11 protein-coding genes and 1 riboswitch are annotated in these 11,739 nt (G+C 46.0%); of the genes, 1 reads left to right on the top strand and 10 read right to left on the bottom strand.

Annotated elements, in window-relative coordinates; all coding sequences use genetic code 11:
* Positions 1-2: 2 nt before the first annotated feature.
* From flgL to AC787_RS14420, 8 genes are all read right to left on the bottom strand, one after another.
* Entirely contained in the window at positions 3-974 is a 972-nt protein-coding gene (gene flgL, locus AC787_RS14385) for a flagellar hook-associated protein FlgL (protein WP_054025399.1), read from the bottom strand.
* 23 nt (positions 975-997) lie between these two features.
* The gene (flgK, locus tag AC787_RS14390) at positions 998-2,557 is read right to left on the bottom strand and encodes a flagellar hook-associated protein FlgK (RefSeq protein WP_054025400.1); all 1,560 of its coding nucleotides are present in this window, start codon (positions 2,555-2,557) and stop codon (positions 998-1,000) included.
* Positions 2,558-2,576: 19 nt separating this feature from the next.
* Positions 2,577-3,080: a flagellar protein FlgN gene (locus tag AC787_RS14395; protein ID WP_054025401.1), complete on the bottom strand. Its 504-nt coding sequence runs from the start codon at positions 3,078-3,080 to the stop codon at positions 2,577-2,579.
* An 8-nt stretch (positions 3,081-3,088) separates the two neighbouring features.
* On the bottom strand, positions 3,089-3,355 hold the full coding sequence (gene flgM, locus AC787_RS14400) for a flagellar biosynthesis anti-sigma factor FlgM (protein WP_054025402.1): 267 nt from the start codon (positions 3,353-3,355) through the stop codon (positions 3,089-3,091).
* Positions 3,356-3,463: 108 nt separating this feature from the next.
* Complete coding sequence (locus AC787_RS14405) at positions 3,464-3,880, bottom strand: TIGR03826 family flagellar region protein (protein ID WP_054025403.1); 417 nt, start codon at positions 3,878-3,880, stop codon at positions 3,464-3,466.
* A gap of 114 nt (positions 3,881-3,994) precedes the next feature.
* Positions 3,995-4,885 (bottom strand): ComF family protein, encoded by an 891-nt coding sequence (locus AC787_RS33275; protein WP_054025404.1) that lies wholly within the window; start codon positions 4,883-4,885, stop codon positions 3,995-3,997.
* A complete protein-coding gene (locus AC787_RS14415) occupies positions 4,882-7,134 on the bottom strand; it encodes a DEAD/DEAH box helicase (protein ID WP_054025405.1) in 2,253 nt (750 codons plus the stop codon). Before AC787_RS14415 ends, AC787_RS33275 begins: the two co-directional genes overlap by 4 nt.
* A gap of 193 nt (positions 7,135-7,327) precedes the next feature.
* The gene (locus tag AC787_RS14420; protein WP_054025406.1) at positions 7,328-7,789 is read right to left on the bottom strand and encodes a glycosyltransferase family A protein; all 462 of its coding nucleotides are present in this window, start codon (positions 7,787-7,789) and stop codon (positions 7,328-7,330) included.
* A gap of 245 nt (positions 7,790-8,034) precedes the next feature.
* A riboswitch (cyclic di-GMP riboswitch) is annotated at positions 8,035-8,116 on the top strand.
* Between the two features lie 33 nt (positions 8,117-8,149).
* Between AC787_RS14420 and AC787_RS33790 the strand changes: the two genes are divergently transcribed.
* Entirely contained in the window at positions 8,150-9,640 is a 1,491-nt protein-coding gene (locus AC787_RS33790; protein ID WP_054025407.1) for a SpaA isopeptide-forming pilin-related protein, read from the top strand.
* 168 nt (positions 9,641-9,808) lie between these two features.
* Here the strand turns inward: AC787_RS33790 and AC787_RS14430 are convergent, their stop codons facing one another.
* Together AC787_RS14430 and AC787_RS14435 are read right to left on the bottom strand one after the other, a co-directional pair.
* Complete coding sequence (locus AC787_RS14430; RefSeq protein WP_054025408.1) at positions 9,809-10,540, bottom strand: response regulator; 732 nt, start codon at positions 10,538-10,540, stop codon at positions 9,809-9,811.
* A 4-nt stretch (positions 10,541-10,544) separates the two neighbouring features.
* Entirely contained in the window at positions 10,545-11,705 is a 1,161-nt protein-coding gene (locus tag AC787_RS14435; protein WP_054025409.1) for a sensor histidine kinase, read from the bottom strand.
* Positions 11,706-11,739: the final 34 nt, after the last annotated feature.

Consider the following 11,739-nt stretch of genomic DNA (forward strand, 5'->3'; position numbering starts at 1 on the left):
CCCTATCTCAAGAAGTCAACCAAGCTTGGACGTATAAGCTGTGCTCCAACTGATAGGGAAGCCTGATACACATTTTCCTCTGTCTTCATATTAGTAATCACTTCAGACATATCGGCATCTTCTGTTTTCGCCTGTACCGTTTTTAAATTGATTTCGATATCCGCAAGTCGATTTTGAACAATATCGACCCGATTTACTTTAGCTCCTACTTCAGCACGCTTCGTAAGCATTGTATTCATACGGCTATCTACCTGCCCAATCAATGCGGAAACTCCCTTTTGATCAGCTGAACCAAGCATATCATATGCTCTTTGAAGAAGTAGAAAGACGTTGTCGTTGCTTTCGATCTCTGCTTGAGTTGCGTTTGGAGATATACCATTCCCAAAAACTTCATTACCTGTTATATTTACGCCTAATTTCATACCCGCAGAAAGCTCATATTTAATTGAGCCATTATCCGAGCTGACTTGATATGCTTTTAACAAAGGTGGATCAGCTATCAAATCAACTGTACCGTCTACTCCCATCGTTGGATAAGGCTTCTCACCTGTCAATTCGCCATTAAATACTTGTTTACCGTTGAATTGACTATTACCAATTTCCACCATTTGATTATATAGCTGCGACATTTCGACTTTTATTGCATCAAGACTTGTTTGCTCATTCGTCCCAGTGGCACCCTTAACCAATAACTCCCTGACACGCTGCATAATTTCTCCTGCTTGTCCAATCGAAGTGTCTGTATATTCCAGCATAGATAACGAAGAGCTTACGTTTTTGGAATATTGATCATTGGAATCCAGTTCACTACGGTAACGGAGAGCAAAAGTGATACCAACGGGATCATCAGATGGCTTATTGATCTTCATACCCGTTGATAATTGATTTTGAAGGGTATTCATGCGCCCCATATTGTTCGATATATTACGCAGCAGCTGCGTATTCATCATCGATTGTGTCACGCGAAACGACATAATGTCTCACCTCCAGTTTTTAATTATAAGCCTACACGGCCCATGCCATTAATGACCTTATCTAAAACTTCATCAATCATCGTCATATTTCGAGCAGCTGCATTGTATGCATGCTGATATCTGATCATATTGGACATTTCTTCATCTAGCGAAACTCCACTAACCGATTGTCTGCGGGATTCAACTTGATCGACGATAATTTGTTGATTCGCTTGCATCCGAGTTGCTTCAGCTGCTTGTACGCCCAGCTGACCGACAACAGAACGGAAATAAGCATCCACCGTATTTTTGTTCTCACCTGTCCCCGCATCGAAGTCAAAACGAGTATCTCTCATTTGTGAGAAAAGAACGGCTAATGAGTTATTACCGCTAATGACTGACTCTGAACCATCTGCATTCGTAGCCACTCGCATTGATGTAGCAATCAAATTGGAATTCGCGACAATGGCTGGGTTAAGTGTTATGTTGCCCGCATTTAGTCCTGCTGTTCCGCCCGAACCGTCTGTGAAGAACGGTAAGCCTGCTTCTTGTCCCGCTAATGAGTATCCAAGCTGGTGCAAACCATTAAGCCCTTTTACCGTAACCGTTGTATCTTCACTTAATGTACGATTTGTCCCAGAGTAAGTAACATTGTTCAAAACTGTTCCCTCTGGCAATACGGAACCTTTAGGCAAAGTAACTTCAAATTCACCATTTGCCATTGTTTGAACGAGATTATTGAGCTCTCCAATATACCCCTCAACGTAATGATCTCTCGCATAAATCGTCCCATAAATAGCTCCGCTATTTAAATCACCAGAAGCAACAGCCGTAGCTATCGCTGCCGAATCCAGTGCTGCAGTAGCTGTGCCTTGTACCAGCTCCGTACCGCCCATCATAATTCTATAGCCGCTCTCTTGGTCTTCTACGCGAATATTGATTAATCCCGAAAGCTGGTCTGTAATCAGATCACGCTGATCTCGCAAATCGTTCGCGTTATCTCCTAAGCCTTCAACACGTCTAATTTCGCCATTTAACTGGGCAATGCTTGTCGTAATCGAATTAACTGTATTTAAGTTAATCTCGACATTTTCCGTCAAATCTGCTTTTAGATCGCCGAGCTGCTTCGCCGTGTAATTAAAGGAATCAACCAAAGCCATCGTTTGTTCCATAACGACTTTGCGGCCATCGGCATTCTCCGGGTTTTTGCTGAGATCTGACCACGAATTCCAAAAATTCGAGATAACCGTTCTGAGGCCTGTATCACTCGGTTCATTCACGATGCCCTCTAATTTAGAGAGTGTGTCGAGCTGTACGGAGAAATTACCATATGATTTATATTCGTTACGATACTGATTATCCAGAAATTTCTCTCTAATACGGGTGATAGATGACGCCTCTACCCCTGTACCAAGCTGACCAGCTGCTGTTGATTTGGAGAAACCAACCGCGTCTATTGGCCTTGATGCAGTCATATTCACTACCTGGCGCGAATATCCCTTCGTGTTGGCGTTTGAAATGTTGTGTCCAGTCGTATTCAGAGCAGACTGAGTCGTGAATAAGCTGCGCCTTGCCGTTTCTAAGCCATGAAAAGTCGATGCCATCGTATATTGTCCTCTCTTGTTACGTTTTCATATTAAAGCGGCCATTACGATTTAAGGCCATGCCTTGCACAGCACGATGATAGGTCGCTTCTTCCTCAGTCGGACCAAGCAGCAAATCCTGAGTGAAATGCAAATGCTCCAGAGTCATCCTTACGAGCTGCTGATTGAATTCGTTAATATCTTGAAGTTTCTTAAGGGCCGCCGACAGGTCATTCCATATAGCTTGAAGCTGCTGCTTCTCATTCGCTTGGTAAACAGCCTGTATGAGCTTCTCCATTTTGAATGAACGATGGGCAGTCAGTTTCTGGTCGAGCATATATTTTCCAATCAAAAAGATACGCTGCTGCTCCAGATCCATTATGCGCTGAAGGCTTTTCTTCTCTTTACTGGAAATATACGAGAGCGTCTCTACTTGGTTTACGGTAATGGCCGATGTCTTCGCATTACCATATTCAATTAGCTGAAGGTGCTCGTCTAATAGCTCTTGCAAAATCACGATGATTTGCTGGATGTACTCATTCATTTAGAGGACTACTCCTTCAGGAAGGGAAGCAGCTTCTCGGCAATCTTGCCAGCTTCCACATGATAGTTGCCTGTTGCTACCGAACGCTTCAGCTGTTCAATATGTTCTGTTCTGTCTGCTCCGCTCAATTTGCTTGTGGATAGTAATTCCTTGGCAGCTGCAGAGATTTGAACCTCGTCCTTCTGCTTTGCTTTGTCTGTCCCGCCGATTCTGGACTCCATTTGCTTCTGGTAAGGATTAAGCGCTCCGATACGATTCGTCTCATTTATTTTCATTGTTTACCCACCTCATTATTTACAGGAACTAAAAAAGCCGATTACCTTTACAAGTATTATCGGCTTCAGTCAAGTGAAATTTTATAGTCAACAAAATATTAACTTAAATCATTTATCGTTGTATCTCTCTAAACCTTTATAAACACCTGTTGATTTGTAAGCACTCTTTAAATCTTCTTTTCTGGATATGTCTTGGAACATTTGCTTTTTATCCTTCTCGATACGCTGGCGGCAATTGTCGCAAAGATGATTTTCACGAATCAGCGTTCCGCAGGATTCACAAGGGTATGACATATTCGGCGCATTCATAATGGAGATACGACCCTCACGTATGAACTTTGTAATTTGTTTAATCGAAACGCCAGTAGCATCAGAAACCTCAGTTATAATCGAGCCTCTAAACTCACGCAAATAATTTGCGCAAAGCTCATATTCTTTATCAATTTCTCGCATGCATGCCGGGCACACGTCTCTAAAGTTTTTTGCAAAAAGCTTACCGCAGCGAGGACAATTATCTAGGTTCATCGCTCTGAGCCCTCCTTTTTTTGTAAAACCATACAAGCTATTAGTTACATTCTAATCGATAGCATTAACTTTTTCACTATGAATCTATTTATCAGATCTATCAGCCTAGCTGAATTATGAGCGAGCCCAGGTCAAAATATAGATATCAAGCGGCTGCTCCACATGTCGTTGAAGAGCTTTTGAGCAGGCTTCTGCCGTGCTTCCAGTCGTATAGATATCGTCAATTAAAAGTATGCGAGCAGCTCTATGGTTTAGTTGCTTTTTGCTATGTGGTCTAGAAACCAATAAGCTTATATTAATTGTATTCACTTCAAAAAGTGATTGGGTATCGCGCATTCTTTCGGAGCGCGTTTTGAAGCTTTGCTTCTCTGAATGGCGAGAACGAATGAGTAATTCCATAAGCGGCAACTGATAGCGCTTAGCAATATGGCTGGCTAGCTGCTCCGCTTGATTGAAGCCTCGATCCGCTACTCGTTCTTCACTGACAGGAACATAGGTAATGGCATCCCAGTAATCCGCTATTGATATTTTCGCTCTACGGCTGCGACTACTAATGCTTGCCACGTTAGACTGCTGAATGATTTCAGCGGTCATCGCCTCGAATGCAGGCAGGAGCATATCTCCAAGCAAAGGAGCGAGCTGCTCGTTGCCCCTGTATTTGTACAGGGCGAGCATTGCTCGCATCGCTTGATTATAATGAACCGCGCTGCGGTTGCATACGAATGAGCCATGCGGACGACGTATGCAGTCCTCGCAGGGGATTCCGCGCCCGCATCTACGGCAGGCGATGCGGGTGAGCCATGGTATTGCGGAGAGGCACGCTCCGCAAAGGGAGTTTCGAAGCAGGGTCGTCAGCTTCGCGTGGTTGTAGCTGCTCGCGCTGCGAGCCTCGCTTTGCGGTTTGCCGCAAAGGAGACATGCGGCAGAATGGGGAGCAAGCAGCTGCGCGGATAGGGTGAAAGCGGATTGAAGACGCTGAAGCCAAGCTCTTGGCGAGACACTCATATGGGCGAGCCTCCTTTGGGTGTGGGGAGCAAGTAGCCTTGCTTGCGAGCCATGCGATTCATCGTTTGTATGTGCTTCACAGCAAGCAGCTGCGGCCGATTGCGATCGTGGCTGCAAAAATAAACTCGACCGAATGGATCTTCCGCGGAACGTCCTGCCCTGCCTGCCATTTGGACCAAGGAAGCTTCGTCAAAGAGCCTTCCGTCTGCATCAAGGATGTAGACATCGCTTTTTGGAATTGTAACTCCCCTCTCTAATATGGTAGTCGTAACTAACACCCGTATCTCTCGCGAGCGAAAACGCTGTACCTTCTCCGTTCTCTCGGCATCTTGGGAAGAGGTGGCCGCTATAGCAGAAAGTGAAAAAACTGCGCGCAGCAAAGCCGCCATAGGCTCGGTTTGCGCAATTTGCTGCACGAATACAAAAAGCTGGGCGTCGCGATCAAGCGATGCCCGCATGACTGTTAACAGCTTTGGCGGCAGCTTACGCTGCTGAAGCATCTGCTTTACTGTCGGTGTTTGAAGGAGCTTGGGTACAGGAAGCGGATGACGATGATAACGAACAGGTACCCTTACATGAGGAAGCTTCCCGCGTTTGGCTGCTCGCTGCAGCTCACTAGGCGGGGTAGCAGACAGCAGCAAACGAGCGGCACCTGGCGCACAGCTTTTGTCTGCTGCGAAATGCAGCAGCGGATCACCCGCGTAGGGAAACGCATCAAGCTCGTCAACTACAACAAGGTCAAACCCTTGATAGAACCGCATCAACTGATGTGTGGTTGCAAGCGTAATATCCCCACTCTCCCAGCGCTGCTCGCTTCCACCGTATAACGTTACGACCGATGCCTTAGGAAAAGCTTTTCGAATGCGCGGGTCAAGTTCGATCACCACATCACGGCGCGGCGTTGCAATAAGCGCCTTCCCACCCCGCAGTAGGACAGATTCCACCAACGGAAAAATCATTTCCGTCTTACCCGCTCCCGTAACGGCCCAGAGGAGAAAATCCCTTACCTGGTCTGAGTCGATCTTCTTTGATGAAGACCGATCCAGCGACGGCTCTTCCACAAACTGCAATGCCTCGGCCGCTGCAGCTGTCTGCGCTGGGCTCAGCGCCCATTTATGAAGCCGCTGTTCATACGTCAGCGGCTTCAACACCTGCGCAGAGCCGCCTACGCTCGCCTCTGCCAAACACACCCCCATGCGCTGCCCTGTAATGAGCAGCTCACATTCCCGGCTTCGCCCCATCCCAATGCACGCCATGCAATAGGCGCAGTGCCTCCCGCACGCTGCACATGCCGTGCGGTGCATTTGCGCCTCGCCGCTCCCGCAGCGCAAACAGCGGCGCCCCAAAGCGTCCAATCGCCCGCCAACCACGGTGGCGATTGATCCGCTCAGGCGCACCTGCCCGAGCAGCGCAGCAAGCTGGAGCACTTCTCTCCAGCTTGACGCGGCACCGGGACAGCTTGCGCCATCTAACAGGGCGTGTGCCTCGCTTCGCAAAAGCGCACGTCCCTGCATCCTACCCGCGGCAAGCTTCGCCCCTGCCGCGATCTCTCCCAGCTCCGCAGCGCTATAAACTCGCGCTCCCTCCCCGCCCAAGATCATAACCCTGCCTCTTGCCACTTCTCTATGCTCAAGTAACTCACCCACTCGTCCCGCCTCTCCCTCCTCACACCTCGCTCCCGCTCCCACTACTCCAACAAACTCCTGCTCCGCCCCTAGAACCCGCTTCCACCGCTCCACCAACCCAAGCACACTCTCTACCCCCACCGTCCCATACTGCTTCTCCCGCTTCCCCCAACGCAACCAACGGCTTTCCCCCACAATCTTGCTACTTTTATCAACATGCTTTGCTGCTCCATCAAATTTCTGATCACGACTCGCCTGCCCTCCAGCTTCCGCCTCTCGACTACCCATACCCATAACCCTCGCCTCCTCAGCACATGTAAGCAACAGCTTAAGCGCCTCATAACTGCTATGATTTCCGCCCGCTCCGCTACCGCTTTTATCTTTACCCGCTCTGCCATCTTTGCCTCGATTCATAGCCCTATCCCAAAGCTCCACTGCAACACAAGCATCCCCAAGCGGCAGTTCTTCTTTTATTAACCAGCCTTCATCCGCAATTCCTCTATTTAGGCAGCCTGCTTCACCAAATTTGCCACTCATCCAGAAGTGTTTATCCACCGCTGATTTGATGGTCACTCGGGCCTTCCAGCATCCGCACACATTCACAACATAAACCTGAGCCTTCATCTCCATCCGCTCCCTTGACGCTTTAAATAGCTGGTTTTTTTTAAAGTCATGTTAAATTGAATATGACCACACATCTAGAACAACAGGAGACTGTTGTTTCCAACGCTTTAAACAAAAAAAAGCACACCCAACAACGCATTTAGCGTTATTGAGTGTGCTTCACTCCGGTTATTCCATTACCGTAAAGTATATACTAAAACGGCATTTTCGACAAATCTGACGGGTTTTGCAAATCAACCAGCACCGCATGATCGGAAAGCGACACAACCCCTTCTGCCTGCAGCAGCCATAACAGCTGAGTTCCATCCACACCCATCGTTTGAGAACGCTTACTATCTTTGCTTTCGGTCAATGGATCCGATCCATTAGAGTGTATCCTAACCTCATTGCCCCCTCTAGCTAATCGTTCAACAATAGCCAGCGTCTCATCCGTTGCCCCTTGATCTACGATCGTCAACCGCACATTTTTGCCCATCCTCCGTGAGAAAGAAAACAGCGAGCGTACATACCATTCCATATTTTTTTGCTGGACGTCCGCAACAAGCACATAATGCTTGCTGGATTGCTGGCGTCCTCGCCAGATTCGAAACGCCAGATGCACCGACAATGCAGCCAAAACATAACAGCCAATAACAAGAAGTAAAAGTTCAAACATGGCGGCCACCTCCTCTTTGTGACACTATATGCCATGAAGAGCCCACTGGTTCCGCAATCGAGGGACAAGGTGACAAAATGTGCGTTATGTCAAAATTATATCCTAGTTTGCGATGATTATTAGTCATTTTCCGACAAAGAAACACCCTTGAGCAATTTCCAATACATGGTATCATTTTACTATGAATACATGCATATATAACCTATGCGCGCATATAGAAAGGGAGAGTGGATTTTCGCATTCAAAATAACTAGGGAAGCGATGAAGTATAATCTACAACTGGACACTTGGATTATATGGAGCTAGTAGTGTAACCGGCCCTCTTGGAACCCCACTACGTATCTAAGAGGAGAGTGAACGATGCGTTATTTCAAGAAGAAGCTCTGTTTAAGCTTGGCCCTATTATTAATTTTCACGTTGTCGATTAGTTCCCTTGCCATGGCGGAAGGTGAGAGCAATCAAAGCACAGATACTGCGGCACTCGTAGATGAGAATAGCTGCCCGCAATACTCATCAGATCGGAAGGATGTCATTGCAACGCATTCCAATATCGTAGTCAATAATGATGGAACCGCTACCGCAACCTTCCAGACGACAAAAGATTGCGTCAGAGTTAGCTTCTCCGCCTATGAAGGCCCTGCAGACTGGGCTCCTGGTTCTGGCGATACAACCATTCCATACAACTTGCAGACTTACTTTGAGGGAGGACAATCTATTGTATATCCCAAAGCCGGAACCCACACCGTCACAATTAATATTCCAAAATGTTTACCTTATCAAATAGATATCTATAGCGGTGATTTAATTAAGAAGTTAGGTCCCGGCGCTCACGGCGACAAAATTTTAGCCTGGAACCTAAAACTTTCGAATAGCTGTACCGGTAATATTACAATCAACAAACACTTAAATCATGTAGAAGGCGCTCCTCATGCAGGCATAACCTTCGAGCTTTGGAAAAATGGCCTTTTAATCAAAAGCGGTGTTACAAATAGTGACGGTATTCTGCAATTCAACGAATTGCCCATCGGCACCTATACGTTAAAAGAATTAACCTTAGACGGCTTTACCACGGATCTAGTGGCTAGCCAGCAGATCGTAGTAACGACTGATAATTTGGTACAAAAACAAGTAATCAATACGCCTAAGCTTAAACTTGAATCGGCATGCTCAGCCGAACCGGATAAGACAAGAATCTGGAAAGTAAGCAATGAGAGTAATATCGAAGTTCCTTTTTCATGGGAGATTCCAAATTCAAATCAAACAGGTAATGGCGTTATACCTGGGAAAGATTCCGTCAATTTAACAACGAATACGGAACTTGTCAACCCAACCGATCCCCAAGCTATACCTAATACGCTTAAAATTCATTGGGGCAGTGAGAAGGAGCTTTCACTTGTGAACGAAGGTGAAACCTGTTCTACGCCAACACCAACACCATCATCTACACCTGAGAATACGCCTACACCAACACCATCTTCCACACCTGAGAATACACCTACTCCTACACCATCTTCTACACCTGTGAATACACCGACTGCTTCACCTACACCATCTCCTACACCTGTGAATACACCGACTGTAACAACTACGGTAACGACATCACCGACATCATCACCTGAGGCAACGCCAATTATTGAAATTGATGATGAAGACCCGCCTATTGGAGGAATTGGTGAGGGCGAGGAGGGCGAACCTCCAATCGTTCCTGTCGTTGATGTTGACGAAGATCAAGTCCCGCTTGATACCCTGCCAAAAACAGGTGAAGGCAGTCCGATTCCTTATTATCTCATCGGTGCATTTGCCCTTTCAGCTGGATTCCTTACTCTTCGCAAACAAAAACAAAGAAAATAGTTGATATCATTTCTTCCACCACGCACTCTTAAGCTAATTTTCATACAGCTTAGGAGTGCTTTTCTTTTACATGATCTCTGCTAAGCAGCTATCAAAAGCACACAAAAAAACCCGCACCAACCGATACGGGGGTTTTGCTCGATATGTAGTTAAGGATCAAAAAGGATACTACAGCGTAACCCATCCATATTTGATCGATTGAATAACAGCTTGCGTACGGTCATCAACTTCCATCTTTTGCAAAATACTGCTCACATGGTTTTTAACCGTTTTTTCGCTAATGAACAAAAACTCTCCAATGAGCTTATTGCTCTTGCCCTCTGCCATAAGCCTTAACACCTCTGCCTCGCGGCGTGTTAATGGGCTTTCATCGCCAGCAACGAACTTGACTCCTGGTTCTTGAGCAGCTGCAGCTCCGGATACGATTCCCATTTCATCCAAATACGTCATCCGACGAAGCTGATTAATTAGTTTGCCTGTTACTTTAGGATGGATATAGGCATGGCCCTGGACAACGGAGCGAATAGCGTTAATTAGCGATTCTGCCTCCATATCTTTCAGAAGGTAGCCCGTAGCCCCTTTACGAAGTGTTTCGAATACATAGCTCTCATCGTCATGGATAGATAGAATGATAACCTTAACGTCAGGAAACATGCTTTTCAATCGTTCTGTTGTGACAACACCGTTCTCAATGGGCATATTAATATCCATCAGGACAATCTCAGGAATGGTATGATTACAAAACTCCAAAACTTGAATGCCATCTCCGCACTCGCCAATAACTTCAAGATCGTCTTCCATATTAAGAATCCGCTTTAGTCCTTCACGGAACAGTTGGTGGTCATCCGCAAGTAAAATTTTGATTGTATTCACATTGCTTGCAACTCTTTGGATCGTCATCATCTTACTCCTTTCTAGATTCAGCAGTAGTAGGTATATCTATTATAATTTTCGTCCCTATATCGGGATTTGAGTCTATATCCATCCTTCCCTCTATTAGCTCAATGCGTTCTCTCATCCCTACCAAGCCAAAATGTGCGTTTCGAGTAGCATCCTGCTCGATTAAATCGCTGTTAAATCCAACGCCGTTGTCTTGAATTACGAGTGAAATATGCTGTGGCTGATAGTTAATCTCGAGCATTACATGTGAAGCGCTCGCATGTTTTAGTGCATTGGTAAAGGCTTCCTGAACCAAGCGGAATATAGCAGCTTCCATTGCAGAGGGCATTCGAGCCTCTTTACCGATAAGCTCGAATACGGTATGTATTTTTGTTTTCTCTTCAAAATCCTGCGTGAATTTACGAAGAGTCGGTACAAGTCCCAAATCATCCAAGGCCATCGGGCGCAAATTAAATATAATTTTGCGAATTTCTTCTAGACCGGAACGAACTTGTCCTTTCAAATCTACTAATTCTTCCTGCACCATCACAAATTCCTGCTTGATCAGCATACGTTCTGCAATTTCTGTTCGAAGGACGATATTGGCGAGTGATTGAGCTGGACCATCATGGATTTCTCTAGCGATCCTTTTACGTTCTTCCTCTTGTGCCAAAATAATTTTCAAACCCAGCAGTTGCCTTGTTTTGGCAGATTCAAGAATACGAGTAACCTGGTTAAGGTCACCCGATAAATATTCAAGCACGACATTTATTTGTGAAGCAATCGTTTCAGCCCGCTCGATTGAATTTTCTACATTTCGAACACGTTTTTGCAAATCATCTCGACGCGCTTTCAAGTAGGATTCCTTCTCGCGGTACACCATCAAATCCAACTGGATTTGTGTAGCCTTCTCATAAGCAGACTTGATGTCATCTTCCTTGTAGCGCACGAAATCTCGGCTTACTTCTGTCAGCCTTATACGCGCACGGCGATAGTCCTGCTCCAGCTGATCAACCCTGTCAATCGTCTTCACCGTTTCTTGAAGCACGATTTCAAGCTCCTGCTCGAGCGATTCCAACTCCGTGCGCGCTGATTCACATATTTCATAAATCTGGTATTTGCTGTCTTCCATTACTTCAATTGCATTTTTAATGACTCGATTTATATCGACTGTAAGGTGGTCCACTGTAGATCGGCAACCTTTCTATTTTAAAGGTTAA

The sequence above is a fragment of the Bacillus sp. FJAT-28004 genome (assembly GCF_001280845.1).
GTDB lineage: Bacteria > Bacillota > Bacilli > Paenibacillales > Paenibacillaceae > Pristimantibacillus.